An 18,215-nucleotide genomic window follows, 5' to 3' on the forward strand; every position below is an offset into this window, starting at 1 on the left:
CGTGTCAGGTATTTTTTATGTCGCTACGCATCTGCATTCTGGAAACCGACATCCTGCGTCCCGAACTGGTCGATCAATATCAGGGTTACGGGCAGATGTTTCAGCGCCTGTTCTCGCAGCAACCGATTGCCGCCGAGTTCACCGTCTACAACGTGATGCAGGGCGAATACCCAAGCGACGAGCAGACCTTTGACGCGTACCTGGTCACCGGCAGCAAGGCCGATTCGTTCGGTACCGACCCGTGGATTGAAACGCTGAGGGAATACTTGCTGAGCCGTTACGAGCGTGGCGACAAACTGCTCGGCGTGTGCTTCGGCCATCAACTGTTGGCGCTGCTGCTGGGCGGCAAGAGCGAGCGCGCGACGCAGGGCTGGGGCGTCGGCACCCACAACTACAAACTCGCGGCCAAGGCGCCGTGGATGAGCCCGGTGCGTGAAGAACTGACGTTGCTGATCAGCCATCAGGATCAAGTGACGTCGTTACCGGAAAACGCCACCGTCATCGCCTCCAGCGATTTCTGCCCGTTTGCCGCGTACCACATCAACGATCAAGTGCTGTGCTTCCAGGGCCATCCCGAGTTCATCCACGATTACTCGCGGGCGCTGCTGGATCTGCGTCAGGAAGCGCTGGGTTCGCAGATCTACAGCAAAGGCGTGGCGAGCCTGGAGCAAGAACACCACGGCGCGACGGTTGCGGAATGGATGATGCGGTTTGTGGCGCACAAACCTGAAACTGCCTAAGGGCTGAAAAGCTTCGCGAGCAGGCTCGCTCCCACATTAGATCTACGGTATGACGCCGATCAATGTGGGAGCGAGCCTGCTCGCGAATAGCCCAGGCAACTCGGTCTTCCTTACAACCACCCAGACTTCTTGAAGCTCGCCCACAAACTCACACACCCCACCGCAATAAACCCCAGCACCCCGAAGTAACCGTAATGCCAGCTCAGCTCCGGCATGTTCTGGAAGTTCATCCCGTAAATCCCCGCCACCGCCGTCGGGAACGCCAGAATCGCCGCCCACGCAGCGAACTTGCGCTGCACCACGCTCTGCCGTGACGCCTCCAGCAACACACCGATCTCGATGGTCTGGCTGGCAATGTCGGCCAGCGTGCTGAGGTCTTCCATCTGCCGCGTCACGTGAATCTGCACATCACGGAAGTACGGGCGCATGTTCTTGTCGATAAACGGGAAGCTGAGCTTCTGCAGTTCCTCGCCGATCTCCACCATCGGCGCCGCATAGCGACGCAGACGCACGACATCACGACGCAAGCCATGCAGCTTCTGGATATCACGCTCATTCAATGCGCTGCACAGCACGTTGCGCTCCAGCTCATCGATCTCGGCATGGATTGCTTCACCGACCGGCTGGTAGTTCTCGATGACGAAATCGAGCAGCGCATAGAGTACGAAATCTTCCCCATGCTCCAGCAACAGCGGACGCGCCTCACAGCGCTGGCGCACATGCGCGTAGGACGCCGAGTGACCGTTACGCGCGGTGATGATGTAGCCCTTGCCGGCGAAAATGTGCGTTTCGATGAATTGCAGCACGCCGTTTTCACGGATCGGCGAGTAGGTGACGATAAACAAAGCGTCGCCAAAGGTTTCCAGCTTCGGCCGGCTGTGTTTTTCCAGCGCATCTTCAATCGCCAGTTCGTGCAGGTTGAACTGACGTTGCAGGTTGGACAGCTCCTGAGCGTCCGGCTCTTCGAGGCCGATCCAGACAAAGTGGCCGGTTTTTGCGGCCCAGGCGGCGCCTTCGTCTAGGGAAATATTGGTGACTTTCTTACCGGCGCTGTACACAGCAGCAGCAACAACTCGACCCATGGTGGTGATTCACTTCTTCTTGGCAGGTGGCAGGAATACAAGGCTTCAGCTTAGCCGTGTCGCTACTTGAGAGTCAGTGAAATCTGCACCGTTCATTCGGCAAAAGAAAACCCGCACAAGGCGGGTTTGCTTTCAGGCGACTTGCAACTGCCGATCCATTGATTCGATGCATTCGCGCATCTGCTCGCGGCATTGCTCTATGAGCTTAGGCATGTCGTCCATGGTCAATCCGGCTGTAGGAATCGCCGGCAGCGAGCGTATGAGAATTTCCCCACTGTTCCAGCGGTTCAGACGCATGTGCTTGATGTAACTGCTGACACACACCGGCACGATCGGCACACCAGCGGCAATCGCCATCTGAAACGCGCCTTTCTTGAACGGCAGCAACTCTTCGCCGAGGTTGCGCGTGCCTTCCGGGAATACCCAGATCGAGGTGTTTTCGTTTTGCAGAGTGTTGGTGGTGGTGAGCATCGATTGGCGCGCCTTGTGCGCATTGCCACGGTCGATCAACACATTGCCGGCGAGCCAGAACAATTGCCCGAACAACGGCACCCACTTCAGGCTCTTCTTGCCAATGCACACCGTGCGGTAGGGCACGACGTTGCCGAACACAAACAGATCGTAGTTGGACTGATGGTTGGCGATGATCACGCAACTGGCAGGTTTGTTCATCAAACCGCTGACGTCGGTTTTCACCCGCAGACGCAAAATGCACATGGCCGGCAATGCATAGAGGCGCGCACACAGACGGCTGTTGTCCGGATTGAACGGACGGCATATGCCGAGGATCACCCCAAGCACGCCAGCCAGAATAAAGTGCAGGCTCATCAATAACATACGAAACACGAACAGCATTTTCAGGCCCCACCGGCGCAAAAGGTGGCGCAGTGTACGGATGTGCACTGTTTTCGGCAATTGCCACTATAGAGTCGGGAGATAGGCGATGTTTAAGCGCATGTTTCCGAATTGCTTGTCAGACCCGTCCTAGAGCAGCCACGGCATTTTCAACCGAGCGCGCAAGAAAAAGCCCGACACGCGGGTCGGGCTTTTCTTCGACGCAGGATACGGGGGTTAACCCAGATGCTCCTGATCCTGAACAATCGCGTTGTCCAGGGTTTCCAGCAGCGCTTTGCGCACCTTCAGCTTGGTGTTCTTGTGCGCGAGCATGTTGATCTTCTTCAACTGACGTGCGGCGGCGAGGGCGGCGCCTTGCAGCTCTTCGGCAGAAACCACCTTGTCGAGGAAACCGGCGTCCACCGCGCTTTTCGGGTCGAACATCTCGCCATTGATCACCGACCGGTGGAATGCCGAGCGACGCAGACGATCACGCGCCAACTCGATACCGGCGTGGTGCATGGTCATGCCGATCTGCACTTCGTTCAGACCAATGCTGAACGGGCCATCGACACCGATGCGGTAGTCGGCCGACAACAGCAGGAATGCACCCTTGGCCACGGCGTGACCCGGGCAAGCGACGATCACCGGGAACGGGTGAGAAAGCAGACGACGGGCGAGGGTGGAACCGGCGGTCACCAGTGCCACGGCCTCTTTAGGGCCGGCGGTCATTACTTTCAGATCGTAGCCGCCCGACAGAATCCCCGGCTGACCGGTAATGATCACGATGGCACGATCAGTCACCGCCTGATCCAGCGCCGCGTTAAACGCCGCAATCACGTCCGGGGAAATGGCATTGACCTTGCCGTTGCTCAAGGTCAAGGTCGCGATGCCGTCTTCGAGGTGGTAGGCAATCAACTCACTCATGACGCGATTCCTTGTAAGAAAGATGAGCAGACGTTACCCACCGCCGCAGGCCAGGTAAAGCGCCGTGACTGACCCGCCGGTCACCGAATCCCGGCTGATCCAGCGCCGCACGCCATTCTGCTTCTATATAGAAGGGCCGCGCCCACCGAAGATTGGCCGGTTTGCCATGGGCCGTTGGCAGGGCAAACGGCTTTTTCTCTTAAGCGCATGAAAATCTTAAAAAAAAGTTTGCCATCGGAAAAGCTTTCGACTACATTAGCGCGCCTCGACAGACAGAACATGTTTGAAGAGATACGGTGAAGTGTCCGAGTGGCTTAAGGAGCACGCCTGGAAAGTGTGTATACAGGAAACTGTATCGAGAGTTCGAATCTCTCCTTCACCGCCACATTTAGAGAAGCCCCCCAAGTCGTTGATTTGAGGGGCTTTTTCGTTTCTGGGTAGTAGTCCATTGTACTACTCACTTGTACTACTCCCGCTTCCAGCTTCTTCCGCTGCTTGATCCATTCCCAAACTGCCGGTCTGGGTGAGGTGGATACGTGGGCGCGCCTGCTTCCTGCCGTCCGTCTACTTCCAGCCTGCGCTCCAGCGACCTGTCTTGTCAGCGGTGCACCGCTCGTGCCGACCAAGCCGGGGCGGTGATTCATGTGTGGTCAAACAACCGCTCGTCAGATTTTTCATAGTTGGCACAAATAATGCTTGCAATTTGAGAGACTCCGTGCGACAATAGTGCAGGGATAGAGGAGACTTCCTCGTCCGGTCTTCACCCCTCCGCAACACCAGCAACAACCAAAATTCCAGAGCATCTAGCCGGGCCAACCGAACGTTGAGCGCGGTATTCGTGCGTCCAGATTTCAACGAGCATCAAACTGAACCCGTTACAGCCGGTGTTCCGTTCGCTGTAGGCCGAAGGTTTCCACAGGCCTCTCGAATCGTATAAGCAAGGCGATGGCCGTTACTTGCTAGACCAGACTTAAATGTCACTGGAACTGCCTAACAGGGGCGGTGGTCGATTCCTGTAGAGGGCGATTCCTCCGCCCTCGAACCATATTCGCAATACACTCATGTAACCACTGGGGTGACTAGTTCATTCGATAGCCGGACATCGTTCCGGGTAACTTTTACCTGGGTTTCTTTATTCTCACACAACGTATTCTCACCGGAGGCCTAATGGCATTGACCGTAGTAAGACCGTGCGTGGTCTGCAATGCACCCATGCAAACACAAAGAGCATCAAAGCAAACCTGTAGCCACAGATGCTACATGCAACACCATCGCGCTAAACAGCGCCAAAAAGTAACGCCAACCATAAAAACAGAAGGAAGAAAAATCATGAGTACACAAACACCAATGCAATTTGCATTCAGCGAATCGGAATACCGAGCACGCTGCCAAAACGCAAAAGGCTTCTACGAATCACGAATCGAGAAACCAAGCGCCGGTATTCTAGGTGCTATCGTCGAGTTCAATCCTCGCACATTGGACGAATCACATGAGTTGTATCACCAATACCGTGCAGCCGGATGGCTTCCACTTGAGCCAGCGGGAGGACTACCGACTGCAATGTTGATTGAGAGCCCTCAGGCATCATTCATTACTATCTACTTGAAGAAGCCACCGCACCAACAAGAGAGTGACCTTGTTAAAGTCTGCAAACAGATTAAGGCAGAGCTTGAAGCAGAGCTTGAAGCTGCGTTGAATGCTGAAATTGACCGCCAAGTGGCAATGTCACTGGCTAAAGATGAACGTGACCGCCTACAAGCCGAACAACAGCAACGCTTGAATCGTGAACAAGAAGTTCGTGATGATCTCGCCGCTTCCCGTGCAAAGCTTCGTGAGAAATTGATTAAAACTGGCAAGTTGAATACCGACGGAAGTGCAGCATGATAATCGATGGTACAACACGCATTTTGTTAGAGCGTTACGATCCGACTAACCCGCTTCTCCAAGAGCCTCCACAGGCCTCTGTGGGCGTCGTTAAGGGCGAAGCGCTACAAGGTGAGGGCGATCTACCTAAAGTTGTCCCAGAGTTTCCACAGAAGGCTATAGCAATGAGTAATGGTCGTACTGGGATTATGAATATTGTGATGAGTGCTGATGAGTTTGACGAGAGTGTAATTTCCAAAGCCTGCCAACAGTTCAATACAGAGAATCGTCAAGCCATGAGTCACAGTTATCAACTACTAACCAAATATGAAGGTGTTCCCGCTGGTTCGTGGGTATACGTAGAGTTCGAGGAGCTTTAATGGAAAAACTTGCTACACCGATTCAGGAGCTGAAAAAATCTCCGCAACACCACAGCATCACCCACATGAAAAATCCGAAGATTCGCCTCTTTGCCTGTGCAATGGGTCAATGGCTTCGTAAATGTTACGGCTTCGACGTCGATTACTCTTATCGCTGGGTGCAGACACGAATGCGAACGCTGTCAGGGGTCAGTCGTGACCGAAGGTCACAAGGAAAGAAACGTCATCTCCGATGACAACGTGAAAGGCTCGGCTTCACGTTTTATAAAGCGAATTTATTCCATCGGAGAGTAAAAAATATGATTATAAGACGATTGGTGTATAAGTTTCGCTGTCACGCCCATAGTATTTGAAGCTCTGTCACTTGATCGGGTAGCTCACGATGGACAAATGATCCACCAATGCAATCATTTGATCCCCTCTCAACCCAACTGCCGGAAACGCCGCGTAATCGCGATTCGCACCTGACAGATTCACGAACAGAGACTGGTCTGTAAGTTCGAGCTTCACTGCTCCTGCTGGAAAGATTCCTCTACCTTTCTCGGTTAGCAGGAAAGCCAGTGGAAAGAATGAAAGCACACTCATGCAGCACCGATTTCGCTCATTTTGCATGTTGAAGAGCTTTACGCTCTGGTGATGGCTGTGTGGGAAAAACCAATAGTAGATGTCGTGTGTGTCATCTAATGCGTGGTCATCACCGAGCACAAAGCGTTGCAGCGGCGTGAAGTATGGCGTTTCTATCTGTGGCATTCGGCACTCTGTCACAGACGTGGCAGCGAGTATGTGTCCGATCATTGCACGACAGTATTTCACGGCGTTGACTGATGTATGGACGTGGGAAACCGGGCTATTAGCAGCAGTGAAGAAGTGCTTGATCTTGCGAGTTAGTGCCTTGCACACATCGGCAATCTCACCATCGTTCGCGCCGAGAGCCGTCATGTTACACACACGGCAAATGGTTCTGAACTTGCTTCCATTAATGGACGAAATACCCTGAATCGGATTGCGATCCGCACCGTACACCTCAGACAAATGGAACTGTTCGACTGGGGTTATGGTGATGCTACCCTGTGGCGGGACGTGGTCTTTAGACAGAGTCCCGTAACTCCCACATATGACGCAGTAGCCTTTGACAATCTTGGTGTGCTCGCTTCGTTTTGATAGCAGCTTTGAGTAATTGCCCATCCCAGTGCTCCCCATCCGTATGCGTTGGTTATACCTAATGTCTCAGAACCTGGCCCGACGTGTGACTTAATGGCACAAGGCCGAGTTACCGAGTAACCTTCCAGCTCATCCAATACATGGCCGAGTGTTATGCCCTCAAGCGTTGCGTTTCAATGGCTACAGTTCCTTCTCACAATTTTCGGCGGGATACTCATATTCATCGTCAGTCAGGCTGTGCTGAAACTCGTGATTGAACCGGTGCAACATTTCAAAGGGGCGATTGGCCTGACAGCGAACACGCTGCTTCGGCACCGAGGAAAACTCACCAACGGGATGGAAGATGCGGAGCTATCGGCGAAGGTCTTTGACCACGCCGCTGAGCTGGTATCGAAGGCCGAGGTGATTGTCTGTTATCGATTGGCAGCGTTCCTGTTTCGATTACCTTCAAGGAAGAACATTGTAGAGGCGTCACGTGAGCTAAACGGGATCGGCCACGAGACGAGAGATTCAAATCCACCTTTTGCACATTCGGCAAAGATACCAAAACCTTTGTCAGTCCGCAGGAACCACGATTCACTCATAAAGATCGCTAAATTACTACGAGTGAAGACTGCCTACGAGTAGCGGCACCGTAAGAGAGATATTCCAGACACTTGCCCCGCCGTTTTAGGTTTTGCACTAGGTGGGGGTGGTCTGTGTGCGGCAATGGAAAAATAACCCGTGAGGCCTGTCCGATCTCATGCGTTAAATGAGATAACGCTCATCTGTTTTTTAAGTTGGTTTAACTTCTCATGCCCCAATTGCCGCAAAGCGTGGTCAATTGAAGTGTAACAAGTACTCTTTCCAGCACCGAACGTTCTCGATCCCACCTAGTGTGGTGCCAGGATTCGGCTTTTCGTTCGTGTTGAATTGATCCTAATGTGTGCGCTGGATATCCCGCAGGGGGGGGGAATTCCCCTCTGTGCATAGGGGAAAATCCACTACGCCACAGGGGGGGAATTCCACTACTAATAAGACTGATAATAACAAGAAAGAAATAATAAGACTGAATGCCGTATGTGATTTCGCTCACTGAGTTCGCTGCACCGAGTGCACCCTTTGGGTTTCTTGCACTGTACAAGCAGAAGAGCTTTTCTTGTTCTGTGTAAGGTAATTGATTTTACCGTGCAAGGAGAAATGAAATGAATATTCAATTTCGTTAACACAGTCGTGAATGGTTGAAGGCCGGTAACGGCAATGGTGGCCCTAGTGCAGCAGCTCGTGTTGCACAGATGGTTGAAATGATTGCCCTCTACCGAGCTGGGGCAATGGAAGAATCCAAGTTCTTGGAATTAATGAAAAACCTATAACCGAAAATAGGAGGAATACGATGACCGAAGAATTTTGCAAGATCCCTAAAGAAATGATGCGTGCTACACACTGGGTCAGTAAAACTACTGGCCAGCAATTCAAATTCACAGGCACACAGAAAATCATCTGGGTGTACATGGTTGATCGCTACAAGTTTTTCAAATCGCTGGGCAATGATTGGTTTGATGATCAAGAGGACATTGCCAAAAATACTGGGTGCGACGTTAGCACTGTGAAGGGATTCATTAAACAGTTGCTGGAGCATGGGTATATGGTTGTGGAGCGTAAGAAGCTTCGCGGATTTGTAAGCTCTAATAGTTACGAGATCATTGCTTCGCTACAGTTGCATAACAAACATGCCTCTGCAAGCGTCCCTGTGCAGTCTTCTAGTGATGTTAAAGTTCTAGGTAGTGAAGTGATAGCGCTTGAGGGTGGCGGGGCTGTAATCGCATCACAAGAGGTCGCAGTGCAGCCATTGCCAGTCTTTGAAAATGTTCCGCTTGAAGCGTATATCGATAAGCCGCCAAAGGCGCCTGTAGTTGTCCTTGAAGCGCTGCAAGGCTTCGCTGATACGTTGGATGCGGAGATCGATTATGACGTGCCTGTACTCCCCAAGGGGCTTGCTGATAGCTCAAACGAGCCAGACTTGTGGGGTGGAGAGTCGGGTGGAGTGTCTATGTGAAAAGTCAACGAAATGCAATATTCAGAACTTCCGTCGCCCTATTGTATAGTCGTAGTGCTTTGGCGTCATCGGATAGCAGTCCGTCGAAATATGTTGCATAAGTAACGAAGTGGGAGTCCACCATGTCGTTTCGTATCTTGTGTCTTTGGGCAGATTTGGCACCCCCAGATGCAGTCCATTCAAGTGCAAGCAGGCAGCAGCATAACGAGTTTCGGAAGATGAATGTGTTAGGGAGCTGTTGATAAGTAACTTTTCGCGGTACTTTTGGGTGGGTGAGAAATAGTATGCTCGATACTTCAATTACAGATTTGATGAGAGTATCGATCATCTTGATTGTAAATGGTTCGTTGTTTCGTACTATTGCACGCTCTTCCTTGCTGAAGTCTGTTGAAATATCGCCGAATATCTGCGCTATATCTGCCGCGTCACTGAGCATTCTATTTAGCTGCTCAGTGGCATCCCTAGCCATTTCTTGTATTACGTTAACCATCGCACGATCACCACTGTCCGCTGTCTTAAGCGTACGAATGTACTTCGCAAAACCTGCTGTTTGAGACGAATCAATTAAGCGCCTTCTTAATCCAGCGGCTCTGCCGCTGAGTTGGCAGATAGACTGTGTAGTCTTAAGCACAATAATTTGGTCTGGATAGTCTCCTGCGATGGCCATGGCATTGACGATGCTCTGAACAGCGTTCCCCTGTAGAGACTCCATTGCTGCGTAATCCGTCAATACCGCTCGATTTAAGGTCGAAGCTTGCAGGAACTCTCTTAGTCGTGGGTTTTTTAGTTGGTTGCTGTCCACCACCATTTGCATTGGATAACCTCGCTGTAAGTTTCATCAGCGCCATACGGTAGCGTATGAGCATGACTCCTTGCCGTGGGATTGAGAATTACACTGCCTTGGGGCGAAACCCTCTGTACACCCAAAGCGTAGTGAATATAATAATGAGAGCCGCTACGTTGATCCCCACCCAATACCCGATTGTTGTTGCTGTCCACTGCACCTGCCTTTCAGGTAATAGGCTGAGCTTGTATTTGTACGCTTCAAGTTCGTTTTGCAAGGACAGTTCGACGCTCTCTCTCTTGTAAAGGGAGCAGGGTGAATTAGAGTTGAATTTTCCAATGTCCCTGTTTTGAAAGTAGGTGTTGCAGTCTCTCCAAAACATGATGTTGTGTCGATGCTCTGAGGCGATTTTCTCTTGGGTTGGGAACTGTTCATATCTAAAGATGCCAACGCCAGTTGCAACCAGAACGCTTGCTACAAGCGCCAACCTTTGCCATCCGTTCATGTCGATTTCCTTGTTCATGTATAGTTAGCGGACTTCCACAGTGAACTTATAGTTGGTCGTGTTGAGGTACGCAGTTGCAATCCTTGTGGTGGTCTCACCCCATTCTTCCTTAACGGGAGTCCAGTAAGAGCAAATTAATAAATTCTCATCTGCGAAGTGCGCTCCATCGCCACCAGTTACCAGCTCTAAACTTGATAATCCATAATTGCGTATTATGTCGGGAATCAGTTTTTTGCACATCCGTATGCCATCGTCGTAACTGTGGCCGTCTGCCACGGCTATGAGTGGTGTCAGCATGGCTAGTAATACGAACAGCTCTTTCATTTGATTCCCTCTAAGTAAGGCCATTATCCATGGTGGCACCCAGTGTAGACAGATGTCACGGAAACCTCTGCCATATCCCAAAACAACCGGGGCGAAAGCCTATGAAAACCTATCGAAATAATTCTTTTGATAGATTCTGTTGATATATGGATTTAGCTACAAGCCAGCATTTACGCTGCCTGTAGCAAAGAGGGATAAGCCGGATTCGGTGAGAACGCTTCAATCCGAGGTTTCTACGCCAAAACGGCAGTTTTGAGCCGGAATCACCGATTTCTGCAAAAGCACGCTCTCCAGTCTCAGCCTACCAACGGCTGAGCTACGATTCCTGCACCACCCCTCAAGGATGAATGCCATGTCACACAACACAAGTGCCAACATCGCTACAGCGGATGCGCTTACGATCTTGCTGCGTAACCAACACGGAATCGCCGCAGCGCTGGAAGAACTCATTCATTGGGTTGAGAGCCAAGGAGGCGACATCGCCGCCGACAATGCTTTAGCAGCGCTGCACGGACTGGACTCACACGCTCGAACACTCAGTGACGCGATCTACCAGCTTCGTCAGGTGTAGGGATCATCAAACGACCGTTAAACGATACCGTCTGTCGGCCCGCTGCCGGGTATCATAAAAATAGCTTTGTGGATTTGGTGATGCTGAGTTATGGTGATCCCACGTTAAGCGATACCAAGGAAAAGCCGCCATGTCCCGTACGTTCCTGTATGCCCGAGTCTCGACCTCAGGCCAGTTCACCGAGAACCAGACCCAAGAGGTCAAGGCTGCTGGTTTCGATGTACAGGCGAGCCGGGTGATCGAGGAAACCATATCGGGCAGCGTCGCCGCCAAGGAACGCCCCGGCTTCCAGAAGCTGCTGGATCGTATGGAGAGTGGGGACGTGCTGATCGTCACCAAGCTTGATCGTCTGGGACGTAATGCGATGGATGTGCGCCAGACCGTCGAGACCTTGGCTGAGAACGGTATCCGTGTTCACTGTCTGGCGTTGGGTGGGGTAGACCTAACGTCCCCAGCGGGCAAGATGACGATGCAGGTGCTGAGCGCTGTAGCGGAGTTTGAACGTGACTTGCTGATCGAGCGTACTCAGCAGGGTTTGAAGCGTGCAAAAGCTGAGGGTAAAAAACTGGGTCGGCCTGAAGCGATGGACACCACGAAGAGGGTTCTCTTCTGGAAGAGCAACAACAAGTCACAGGCAGAGGTGTCTGCTGAGCTTGGTATAGGAATTGCGACAGTTAAACGCCACTGGAACCGCACTAACGCCTGATACAGCATGGTATCAGTGGGTGTAGCACCTTAGGAGTGCAGTAGATGACGTATGCACGTTTGGCGCCGTGCAGGGCCAGCAATGCAACACCGCTCTTTAACAACTGAGTAGATTATTTTAGGAAACCTTGGGGCTTCGTTGGCCCCGGTTTCCTCTTGCTTAGCCGCGCTGCCGGTTTGTTAAAAATCCGGTTGTGAGGCCAGAGCATTTGTCTGAGTGGTCGAAATTTTCGGCGGGCGATTGGAATCTGGAAACACCATTGTGGTTAAATTTTTACAGGAATGAAAATTGGACTTTTCGAGCTGTCTGCGTCGGTACATGTAGACTCGAATATGACGTTAAGTCTTGCTTTACCAGCTTCATACTCGGTGATACGTCCCGTCATGCTGTCATCGAAAATCTGATTCAATCTGTCTCTGATTGTCCACATGCTCGCAATTGAAGTTTGGGCTCCAGCCCCTTTTAGTTCTGCCCTGAAAACGTCGTAGCCTATGTATCCGCCAAACCCATTTTTGGCGTTCAACTCACCACAGATATGCTTTTTGTTCCAGTCTAAAGTCAGATTCTTAAAAAGCACCGAGTCAGGGTCTTTGTAGTTCGCAGCGATACTCTTTTTTGCCGCCTCTGCGATTGTCAGTAGGCGTTGTTCTTCCGAGTCTTGGCATCCTGAGAGAGCCAGCAAGCAGGTAGCGAGAGCGGCAAGCGTTTTCATAGGCGCGTTCCAATTCGAAGTAGTCGCAGTATGTGAGTGGGTGGAGTGGCCGCTTGTTATCACGTCGCACGTTGGGCCAGGAACCCAGATTCCCTACTTCAGATTGCAAGCTTCAAGGAATTTGTCTGTCTCGCGTGTTGACCCGGTTGGAGAGACTGTTCCAGACCATTTGGAATCAAACTCATCCGATTGCAGCCCCAGTAGGATTGGTGTTTTGGCATTGCGAAGATCCGCTAACAGCTTGAGGATTTCGTCTTTTTCAACAGTCACATACTGGATGTAAATGTCATTGCGCTTGAGGCTTACTGCCTTGAACCGGTGAATTTCGCCCTTATCCACTTTCATGAGCAGGTTCCAGCTAGTGCTGGTTCTGGTCTCGCTCCATTTCTCTTTCTGTAGCAGTGCAAGGGTCAGACTCTCTGAGTCACAATCAAAGGCTACTGACTGTGTCTGGCTGATGTCTCCCCACAGCATTGCCTTTTTCCCCCCAGAGAAGATGTCGTCTTCTGTGTGTGTGCTCCATTGCGCGAAAGCCTGTGAGGAAGCCGCCAAGCCTAGTAATGCAACCGCTACTGCTATCCTTGTTCTCATGGCAAATCTCTGTGGGGCGTGAGTGATTGGCAAAGCTTACATCCTCGTTTGGCACTCTGCCATCACGTCACACGTTGAACCTGGCCCCTCAATATCGCTCGCTTGTGTGCGGTGAGACTTTGGTGGCGGGTACGCCCGGTTGAAGTAGTTCGGCGATGGTGGTTACCAGTTGTTCAACAGACCAAGGCTTCGAGAGAAAGGCCATGTTGGCAGGGAGGCCGATAAATTTGTCAGTCCAGCCGCTGGTGATGATGGCCTGTATTTCCGGCCATTTCCCCTGTGCCAGTGCAGCCAGCTCAGCACCCTGTACCTGTCCGGGTAACCCATGGTCAGCAATGATCAAGGCGCACTTAGTGCCAGATTCAAGAAGGTGGATGAGGGCGTCGTCGCCAGTGCCGAACGCGACACACTGAGCGCCGATATCGGTCAGGATTTCTCGCATGAGGTCGCGTAAGAGGGGATCGTCCTCGACAACTACGATATGTCCATCGATTGGCTGTAGCTGGAAATTCACATCCATGGCGAGGTTGTCCGCCCTCCAGTTTGGGCCTTTGAGTTTTTCACCTTTGGAGCGCTTGGTCTACGGTTTGCGATTGAGATGGTCGCCGTAGCTGTAACCAAATTTCGCCACCTCTTTAGCACGGTCAACTTCGTAGAACTGACTCAGGCGCAAGCTTATCCGGTTGTGTTCAACCTTGAGTGCAGCCAGCTCCTTGCTCAGCGTCTGGTGCATGACGATCATCCCGCCGATGGTTTGATGAGCGCGACGTAGGTCACGCCGGGTCACCTCAAGCTCTGAGTGCAGCAAATCACACTCGTGACGGAGCATGCCTTCAACGGAGAGCATGCCCAGCTCAAACCCAGAATCATCGATCAAATCGTTTTCCATCGCACACACCAGATCCAAATCAAACACTGTATGTGCGTACAGTAACGTTTCGAGTGCGAGGGCATCAAGGCTGGTATGACGGGTGGCGGGAGTAGCTGAGAATGAATCGGAGATCATACAAAAATTGATATGTCAATAGTTTGGTTGACTTTTTTCCAGCTTTCGTGTACATTCACCACTCAACCAATGGGGCGGGCGGCACGAACCGTTCGACTCACACGTAATGACGTACCCAGCGCACATTAGGAGTGCAGTCATGAATCGTTCACCGCAGTGCCGCTCTTTAACAATGTGGAATGCAACGGTGCTCGTAATGGGGCGGGCACAGTTGCGACTTTAATGGCTGACTTCCTTCAGCGGAGCTGACGTTTAAACACTCGTTAGTGTGGGGAGTTTCGATATCGCTTTGAGCTTCTGTTTGGTTGAAGCACCTTTTGAATAAATGTCATGGGTCACTGATCCTGTCTCGTGCCCGACTAACTCTTTCGCCAAGGCATCTGGAACGTCTGCCCTAATCAACTCAGTCACTACGGTGTGACGGAAACTGTGGAAGACGTGGAGCTTGCTGAATCCCGCTAGTGTTCTCAATCTGCCAAACGCCTTTGATATTGCATGCGAGCGTTTGCCGTAGTGGTCATGCGAGGTAGTGGGGATTAGGAACGTGTCTGTGGTGTCTCTGGCGAGACGGTCAACGGTAGACAGCAAGCTTGGATGAATCGGCACTACACGCTTGCTTGCTTTGCTTTTGGACTTGGGGAAGTCGAAGCATTTGATGCCGTCAACATTAATCACGCTGTCTTTGCTGAGCTGGCACAATTCCTCGATTCTAGCCCCCGTGTACCAGCCCAACGTGATCAGGTCAGCGAGAGGCTTATCGTTATTATCAAGTGCGGCGTTTTGCAGCTTGCTGGTGTCAGCGCTTGTGTAGATTTCTCGATCCTGTCCGGCTGTCTCCGAGCCACCACCCTGTGGCAAATCGTGACCAAGGAACGGGTTCACTTTGTCCTTGTATTCTTCTCGCCAAGCCGCATCGTATTTCATCGCCCATTTCCAGAAGGCAGTGCCCGCCATCAGATACTGGCTTAATGTTGCTGGCGCCCGGTCTAACGACTTCAACCACGCATCAATCGTGTCGAAGTTGAGAGGCAATTCTTCTTTCTTGAGAAAGGCCGACAACCGCTCCATCTTGCCCACTTGCTGATCGACGTGTTTAGGAGCGCCCCCACGGCTCTCCCTGAATTCCCGATACGTCTTGAGCCGAGCTGCTGTGACTGGCGACTTCGGGTTGTGTGCTTTGGGGTCATTGAGTATTAGTTGAGCTTCTGCCTGCTCTGCTGGCGAAAGCTCGTGTAATTTTCCGAGTCGTTTTATCAAGATCGCCGAAGCTAATTCGTTTTCAAATCCGATCTTAGCCAGTTCACCATCTATCCCTGTCATCGCGATGACCCTGTCAGCTTCCTCCTGACGTGATTCCAATTCTGGAATGCGTTTTTGATAGGTTTTGAACGGACTTTTTAGTGCGAAAGGGGCGGGCTTGGACTCATCCTTTTCACCTAGAACCGCCGCAATTTTCATTTCGCGTACTCTTTGAGCAAGGTCTTGGGCTGCTGCCTGTAACGGGTCTTTCCAAGCGTCACCACGATTCGCACGTCTGTCTCTAGCTTGTGCAATCGCTGCCTTCCACTCGGCTAGGATTGCAAGTCGCCGTTCCAATGCCTCGCCGCGTAACCCGGTTTTCAATGAGCGAATGAGCACGGCTTTACCGCCCATAGCTGCACGGACATCTGCGGGCACAGCCAATCGCACATACCAAGTGGATTCGCCTTTTTTCTGAATCAGATTGTCTGCCATGGGGTCACGCGGAAAGGGAAGTGATACACCTGAGTGTACTACTCACTTGTACTACTTTCCATCTATGAAGCCCTGTGATACCGGGCTATAAGGGCTTGAGGCGGTAGGAGTTCGAATCTCTCCTTCACCGCCACATTCAGTACACAAAACCCCTGATTTCGAAAGAAGTCAGGGGTTTTGTGGTTTCAGGCGTCTGGAATTTATTGGACAGCGGATTTGATTTCGAGATCAGTAGGCCGACTGGCACCGCCGTGAAGTTGCGCTGCTCACTGAGCGGACGTTTGTGCCTGGTAGATTTCGATATTGCCGTGTTTGACCTGTTGATACACGGTGTATGGCAATACCAACGTATCTGTCACACCGGAGACTGCCAGATCTATCAAAACCAGCGGGGCTGAAGGGCGACCCTTCCAGGATTTTATCGGCAGATCGGGTGCGTGCAGGATGCAGAAGTCGTAACCGACGCCGCTGTAAATTCGCGAAATCGAATCACAGTAGGTTTGGCGTTTTTTTAGATCATTTCCGGCGAAGGTGTCTTCCTGCACGACACTGCTGATCGTGCCGCAGCCAGTAACGGCTAGCGCTGAAAGCAGCAAGGCGATGGTTTTTATTGTCATACTCGCAATCCTTGGCAATGAGATGAGGGTGCCAGATTAGCGTGTTTAATTGGGGTAGGCCATTCGTCGGGCATCGGTCGATCTGAACCACAAGTCCAGTAATGACCGGCTAGTCTCAAAAGCCTTGGAGGTCGATATTTTTTCAGGCAAAAAAGTTTTGCCGGTGTCGATCCGCATCGCAGGGGCGAAGGTATGACAGAACCGTATATCGAAGACGATGGCGCCGAGTTTCCGTTTAACAACTGCGTTCGTTGTGGCCAGACCGAGTATCAGTCTGGTTTCGGCGAGGATCCGGTTCACACCGGCAAGATCAAGTCCACGGTGCCGAAAGGGCCGAAAGCGAAGTTTTTACCCAAGGTCACGGCACGCGCCCGAAAATGATTCTCCGCCAACCAACCCCGTCTAAGAACGGGGTTTTTTATGCTCTGAGATTTGATTTCGGACTACACCTACAGATGGTCGTCAGGATCTGTGTTTCTTTCACAAACTTTTCACGTTCGCTTAAGTAGGGTGAAGCCATCCGTTAGAAAGCAAGTCTCCAGCCCGTCTCCCCAGCGGGCTTTTTTTTGCCCGTCATAAAACCTTTTCTGAAATCACTGTCCAATCGGCGCCCATTGCGCGGATGCGTCCGTTTTTATCTGGACTTTGCCGCTGTGACGGCATTCAATCGCGCCCCTTTTTGTTTCTCTGTCTTTGAGGTTTTCGTCATGCGTTTAACATTGCCCGCTCTGGTTCTCGGCCTTCTGTTCGCTCAAGGAGCAATGGCTGCCGGCGACGGCACCGCTGCATTGGGCGGCGGTCTGGGTGGCGCGCTGGGTAATGTCGTCGGTCAGAAAATGGGCGGCAGCACCGGTGCAGCGATTGGTGCAGGTGTAGCGGGCGCGGCCGGTAGCGCAGTGGCCGCACGCAAAGGCAGCCGGACGAAAGCGGCCATTGGCGGCGGTGTTGGCGCGGCGGGCGGTTCGGTGATCGGTAACAGCCTGGGCGGCCGAAATGGCGCCACCATCGGTGCTGGTCTGGGCGGCGCGGCGGGCGGTGCCGTCGGCAGCAACTTGGCCAAAGGCCACAAGCGTCACTGAGATTGATCGCTTGCAGACAAAGCCCGGCTCGATGCCGGGCTTTTTCATGGCTGAACGATTTTCCCGCAAACCTCTCCAATCTCACATAGGCCCCCGCTGGGGCGAACTGTCCCGATTCGGGAACTGTGAGGTACATATGCGATTGTCATTATCTGCACTGTTTTTCGGACTGCTCGTGGCGCAAGGCGCAATGGCCGCCGGCGATGGTTCAGCCGCCGTGGGCGGTGGGCTCGGTGGCGTGTTGGGCAACGTGGTCGGCGGACAACTCGGCGGCAGCACCGGTGCGGCGGTCGGCGCAGGTGTCGGCGGCGCGGCTGGCGGTGCAGTTGGGGCGAATAAAAACAATCGCACTGAAGCTGCCATCGGCGGTGGCCTGGGCGCGGCGGGTGGTTCGGTGATTGGTAATAGCGTCGGCGGATCAACCGGTTCGGCTGTCGGCGCAGGATTGGGCGGCGCCGCGGGTGGTGCGGTCGGTAATAACCTGGGTGACGACGGCGGATCTCATTCCGGTGGGGGTCACAAGCACAAGAACAAGCATAAGAACCGCCATCATTGATTGATGGA

General features: G+C 52.3%; 25 protein-coding genes and 1 tRNA gene. 13 read left to right on the forward strand and 13 right to left on the reverse strand.

Annotated features, from left to right (window positions below):
* Positions 1–17: 17 nt before the first annotated feature.
* Complete coding sequence (locus tag QMX93_RS04380) at positions 18–740, forward strand: amidotransferase (protein ID WP_282353032.1); 723 nt, start codon at positions 18–20, stop codon at positions 738–740.
* A 110-nt stretch (positions 741–850) separates the two neighbouring features.
* Here QMX93_RS04380 and QMX93_RS04385 read toward each other — a convergent pair whose 3' ends face one another.
* The 3 genes from QMX93_RS04385 to QMX93_RS04395 form a co-directional block, all read right to left on the reverse strand.
* Positions 851–1,822, reverse strand: a complete 972-nt coding sequence (locus tag QMX93_RS04385) for a magnesium and cobalt transport protein CorA (RefSeq protein ID WP_053116847.1) — start codon at positions 1,820–1,822, stop codon at positions 851–853.
* 132 nt (positions 1,823–1,954) lie between these two features.
* Complete coding sequence (locus tag QMX93_RS04390) at positions 1,955–2,677, reverse strand: 1-acylglycerol-3-phosphate O-acyltransferase (protein ID WP_282353034.1); 723 nt, start codon at positions 2,675–2,677, stop codon at positions 1,955–1,957.
* 216 nt (positions 2,678–2,893) lie between these two features.
* On the reverse strand, positions 2,894–3,583 hold the full coding sequence (locus QMX93_RS04395; protein ID WP_053116849.1) for a crotonase/enoyl-CoA hydratase family protein: 690 nt from the start codon (positions 3,581–3,583) through the stop codon (positions 2,894–2,896).
* A gap of 64 nt (positions 3,584–3,647) precedes the next feature.
* Between QMX93_RS04395 and QMX93_RS04400 the strand changes: the two genes are divergently transcribed.
* The 5 genes from QMX93_RS04400 (at position 3,648) to QMX93_RS04420 (ending at position 6,062) form a co-directional block, all read left to right on the forward strand.
* On the forward strand, positions 3,648–3,794 hold the full coding sequence (locus QMX93_RS04400) for a hypothetical protein (protein ID WP_282353036.1): 147 nt from the start codon (positions 3,648–3,650) through the stop codon (positions 3,792–3,794).
* Positions 3,795–3,878: 84 nt separating this feature from the next.
* Positions 3,879–3,968 (forward strand) — tRNA-Ser (locus QMX93_RS04405).
* Between the two features lie 875 nt (positions 3,969–4,843).
* Positions 4,844–5,467 (forward strand): hypothetical protein, encoded by a 624-nt coding sequence (locus QMX93_RS04410; protein WP_282353038.1) that lies wholly within the window; start codon positions 4,844–4,846, stop codon positions 5,465–5,467.
* Positions 5,464–5,826 (forward strand): hypothetical protein, encoded by a 363-nt coding sequence (locus tag QMX93_RS04415; protein WP_282353040.1) that lies wholly within the window; start codon positions 5,464–5,466, stop codon positions 5,824–5,826. Before QMX93_RS04410 ends, QMX93_RS04415 begins: the two co-directional genes overlap by 4 nt.
* On the forward strand, positions 5,826–6,062 hold the full coding sequence (locus QMX93_RS04420; RefSeq protein WP_282353042.1) for a hypothetical protein: 237 nt from the start codon (positions 5,826–5,828) through the stop codon (positions 6,060–6,062). The genes QMX93_RS04415 and QMX93_RS04420 overlap by 1 nt, the downstream gene beginning before the upstream one ends.
* Positions 6,063–6,186: 124 nt before the next feature.
* Here the strand turns inward: QMX93_RS04420 and QMX93_RS04425 are convergent, their stop codons facing one another.
* The gene (locus QMX93_RS04425) at positions 6,187–6,765 is read right to left on the reverse strand and encodes a hypothetical protein (RefSeq protein ID WP_282353044.1); all 579 of its coding nucleotides are present in this window, start codon (positions 6,763–6,765) and stop codon (positions 6,187–6,189) included.
* 375 nt (positions 6,766–7,140) lie between these two features.
* On the opposite strand from QMX93_RS04425, the gene QMX93_RS04430 reads away from it, so the two are divergent.
* Entirely contained in the window at positions 7,141–7,614 is a 474-nt protein-coding gene (locus tag QMX93_RS04430; RefSeq protein ID WP_282353046.1) for a hypothetical protein, read from the forward strand.
* A gap of 745 nt (positions 7,615–8,359) precedes the next feature.
* On the forward strand, positions 8,360–9,022 hold the full coding sequence (locus QMX93_RS04435) for a hypothetical protein (protein WP_282353048.1): 663 nt from the start codon (positions 8,360–8,362) through the stop codon (positions 9,020–9,022).
* 4 nt (positions 9,023–9,026) lie between these two features.
* Here QMX93_RS04435 and QMX93_RS04440 read toward each other — a convergent pair whose 3' ends face one another.
* From QMX93_RS04440 to QMX93_RS04450, 3 genes are all read right to left on the reverse strand, one after another.
* Complete coding sequence (locus tag QMX93_RS04440) at positions 9,027–9,836, reverse strand: hypothetical protein (protein WP_282353050.1); 810 nt, start codon at positions 9,834–9,836, stop codon at positions 9,027–9,029.
* Positions 9,837–9,912: 76 nt separating this feature from the next.
* The gene (locus tag QMX93_RS04445; protein WP_282353052.1) at positions 9,913–10,311 is read right to left on the reverse strand and encodes a hypothetical protein; all 399 of its coding nucleotides are present in this window, start codon (positions 10,309–10,311) and stop codon (positions 9,913–9,915) included.
* A 24-nt stretch (positions 10,312–10,335) separates the two neighbouring features.
* The gene (locus tag QMX93_RS04450; protein ID WP_282353054.1) at positions 10,336–10,635 is read right to left on the reverse strand and encodes a hypothetical protein; all 300 of its coding nucleotides are present in this window, start codon (positions 10,633–10,635) and stop codon (positions 10,336–10,338) included.
* 352 nt (positions 10,636–10,987) lie between these two features.
* On the opposite strand from QMX93_RS04450, the gene QMX93_RS04455 reads away from it, so the two are divergent.
* Both QMX93_RS04455 and QMX93_RS04460 read left to right on the forward strand, forming a co-directional pair.
* Complete coding sequence (locus QMX93_RS04455) at positions 10,988–11,206, forward strand: hypothetical protein (RefSeq protein WP_282353056.1); 219 nt, start codon at positions 10,988–10,990, stop codon at positions 11,204–11,206.
* Positions 11,207–11,336: 130 nt separating this feature from the next.
* Positions 11,337–11,912: a recombinase family protein gene (locus QMX93_RS04460; protein WP_282353058.1), complete on the forward strand. Its 576-nt coding sequence runs from the start codon at positions 11,337–11,339 to the stop codon at positions 11,910–11,912.
* A gap of 265 nt (positions 11,913–12,177) precedes the next feature.
* Here QMX93_RS04460 and QMX93_RS04465 read toward each other — a convergent pair whose 3' ends face one another.
* The 6 genes from QMX93_RS04465 to QMX93_RS04490 form a co-directional block, all read right to left on the reverse strand.
* Positions 12,178–12,624, reverse strand: a complete 447-nt coding sequence (locus tag QMX93_RS04465) for a hypothetical protein (RefSeq protein WP_282353060.1) — start codon at positions 12,622–12,624, stop codon at positions 12,178–12,180.
* Positions 12,625–12,717: 93 nt separating this feature from the next.
* Positions 12,718–13,215 carry a hypothetical protein gene (locus QMX93_RS04470; protein WP_282353061.1) on the reverse strand — a complete coding sequence of 166 codons (498 nt, stop codon included), beginning with the start codon at positions 13,213–13,215 and terminating at the stop codon, positions 12,718–12,720.
* A gap of 88 nt (positions 13,216–13,303) precedes the next feature.
* Positions 13,304–13,735 (reverse strand): response regulator, encoded by a 432-nt coding sequence (locus tag QMX93_RS04475; RefSeq protein WP_282353063.1) that lies wholly within the window; start codon positions 13,733–13,735, stop codon positions 13,304–13,306.
* 60 nt (positions 13,736–13,795) lie between these two features.
* Positions 13,796–14,104 carry a hypothetical protein gene (locus QMX93_RS04480; protein ID WP_282353065.1) on the reverse strand — a complete coding sequence of 103 codons (309 nt, stop codon included), beginning with the start codon at positions 14,102–14,104 and terminating at the stop codon, positions 13,796–13,798.
* Between the two features lie 369 nt (positions 14,105–14,473).
* The gene (locus tag QMX93_RS04485; RefSeq protein WP_282353067.1) at positions 14,474–15,955 is read right to left on the reverse strand and encodes a site-specific integrase; all 1,482 of its coding nucleotides are present in this window, start codon (positions 15,953–15,955) and stop codon (positions 14,474–14,476) included.
* 266 nt (positions 15,956–16,221) lie between these two features.
* Positions 16,222–16,572 carry a YceK/YidQ family lipoprotein gene (locus QMX93_RS04490; RefSeq protein ID WP_282353069.1) on the reverse strand — a complete coding sequence of 117 codons (351 nt, stop codon included), beginning with the start codon at positions 16,570–16,572 and terminating at the stop codon, positions 16,222–16,224.
* 192 nt (positions 16,573–16,764) lie between these two features.
* Here QMX93_RS04490 and QMX93_RS04495 point away from each other — a divergent pair, with 192 nt between their 5' ends.
* The 3 genes from QMX93_RS04495 to QMX93_RS04505 all read left to right on the forward strand — a co-directional run bounded on the left by QMX93_RS04495 (position 16,765) and on the right by QMX93_RS04505 (position 18,207).
* Positions 16,765–16,953, forward strand: coding sequence for a hypothetical protein (locus QMX93_RS04495; RefSeq protein ID WP_053116851.1), 189 nt, complete (start codon positions 16,765–16,767; stop codon positions 16,951–16,953).
* A 326-nt stretch (positions 16,954–17,279) separates the two neighbouring features.
* The gene (locus QMX93_RS04500; RefSeq protein ID WP_053116852.1) at positions 17,280–17,651 is read left to right on the forward strand and encodes a hypothetical protein; all 372 of its coding nucleotides are present in this window, start codon (positions 17,280–17,282) and stop codon (positions 17,649–17,651) included.
* Between the two features lie 136 nt (positions 17,652–17,787).
* Positions 17,788–18,207: a YMGG-like glycine zipper-containing protein gene (locus QMX93_RS04505; protein ID WP_053116853.1), complete on the forward strand. Its 420-nt coding sequence runs from the start codon at positions 17,788–17,790 to the stop codon at positions 18,205–18,207.
* Positions 18,208–18,215 lie beyond the last annotated feature (8 nt).

The organism is Pseudomonas sp. PS01303, from assembly GCF_029959385.1.
Classification (GTDB): Bacteria; Pseudomonadota; Gammaproteobacteria; order Pseudomonadales; family Pseudomonadaceae; genus Aquipseudomonas; species Aquipseudomonas rustica.

Excerpts from the sequence above, each read along its gene's own strand:
- QMX93_RS04390 (WP_282353034.1), bottom strand. The coding sequence starts at position 2,677 with ATGCTGTTCGTGTTTCGTATGTTATTGATGAGCCTGCACTTTATTCTG.
- QMX93_RS04415 (WP_282353040.1), top strand. The coding sequence starts at position 5,464 with ATGATAATCGATGGTACAACACGCATTTTGTTAGAGCGTTACGATCCG.
- QMX93_RS04440 (WP_282353050.1), bottom strand. The coding sequence starts at position 9,836 with ATGCAAATGGTGGTGGACAGCAACCAACTAAAAAACCCACGACTAAGA.
- QMX93_RS04445 (WP_282353052.1), bottom strand. The coding sequence starts at position 10,311 with ATGAACGGATGGCAAAGGTTGGCGCTTGTAGCAAGCGTTCTGGTTGCA.
- QMX93_RS04490 (WP_282353069.1), bottom strand. The coding sequence starts at position 16,572 with ATGACAATAAAAACCATCGCCTTGCTGCTTTCAGCGCTAGCCGTTACT.
- QMX93_RS04380 (WP_282353032.1), top strand. The coding sequence starts at position 18 with ATGTCGCTACGCATCTGCATTCTGGAAACCGACATCCTGCGTCCCGAA.
- QMX93_RS04455 (WP_282353056.1), top strand. The coding sequence starts at position 10,988 with ATGTCACACAACACAAGTGCCAACATCGCTACAGCGGATGCGCTTACG.
- QMX93_RS04430 (WP_282353046.1), top strand. The coding sequence starts at position 7,141 with ATGCCCTCAAGCGTTGCGTTTCAATGGCTACAGTTCCTTCTCACAATT.
- QMX93_RS04470 (WP_282353061.1), bottom strand. The coding sequence starts at position 13,215 with ATGAGAACAAGGATAGCAGTAGCGGTTGCATTACTAGGCTTGGCGGCT.
- QMX93_RS04480 (WP_282353065.1), bottom strand. The coding sequence starts at position 14,104 with ATGGAAAACGATTTGATCGATGATTCTGGGTTTGAGCTGGGCATGCTC.
- QMX93_RS04485 (WP_282353067.1), bottom strand. The coding sequence starts at position 15,955 with ATGGCAGACAATCTGATTCAGAAAAAAGGCGAATCCACTTGGTATGTG.
- QMX93_RS04420 (WP_282353042.1), top strand. The coding sequence starts at position 5,826 with ATGGAAAAACTTGCTACACCGATTCAGGAGCTGAAAAAATCTCCGCAA.
- QMX93_RS04475 (WP_282353063.1), bottom strand. The coding sequence starts at position 13,735 with ATGGATGTGAATTTCCAGCTACAGCCAATCGATGGACATATCGTAGTT.
- QMX93_RS04385 (WP_053116847.1), bottom strand. The coding sequence starts at position 1,822 with ATGGGTCGAGTTGTTGCTGCTGCTGTGTACAGCGCCGGTAAGAAAGTC.
- QMX93_RS04450 (WP_282353054.1), bottom strand. The coding sequence starts at position 10,635 with ATGAAAGAGCTGTTCGTATTACTAGCCATGCTGACACCACTCATAGCC.
- QMX93_RS04495 (WP_053116851.1), top strand. The coding sequence starts at position 16,765 with ATGACAGAACCGTATATCGAAGACGATGGCGCCGAGTTTCCGTTTAAC.
- QMX93_RS04425 (WP_282353044.1), bottom strand. The coding sequence starts at position 6,765 with ATGACGGCTCTCGGCGCGAACGATGGTGAGATTGCCGATGTGTGCAAG.
- QMX93_RS04505 (WP_053116853.1), top strand. The coding sequence starts at position 17,788 with ATGCGATTGTCATTATCTGCACTGTTTTTCGGACTGCTCGTGGCGCAA.
- QMX93_RS04460 (WP_282353058.1), top strand. The coding sequence starts at position 11,337 with ATGTCCCGTACGTTCCTGTATGCCCGAGTCTCGACCTCAGGCCAGTTC.
- QMX93_RS04500 (WP_053116852.1), top strand. The coding sequence starts at position 17,280 with ATGCGTTTAACATTGCCCGCTCTGGTTCTCGGCCTTCTGTTCGCTCAA.
- QMX93_RS04395 (WP_053116849.1), bottom strand. The coding sequence starts at position 3,583 with ATGAGTGAGTTGATTGCCTACCACCTCGAAGACGGCATCGCGACCTTG.
- QMX93_RS04435 (WP_282353048.1), top strand. The coding sequence starts at position 8,360 with ATGACCGAAGAATTTTGCAAGATCCCTAAAGAAATGATGCGTGCTACA.
- QMX93_RS04410 (WP_282353038.1), top strand. The coding sequence starts at position 4,844 with ATGCAACACCATCGCGCTAAACAGCGCCAAAAAGTAACGCCAACCATA.
- QMX93_RS04465 (WP_282353060.1), bottom strand. The coding sequence starts at position 12,624 with ATGAAAACGCTTGCCGCTCTCGCTACCTGCTTGCTGGCTCTCTCAGGA.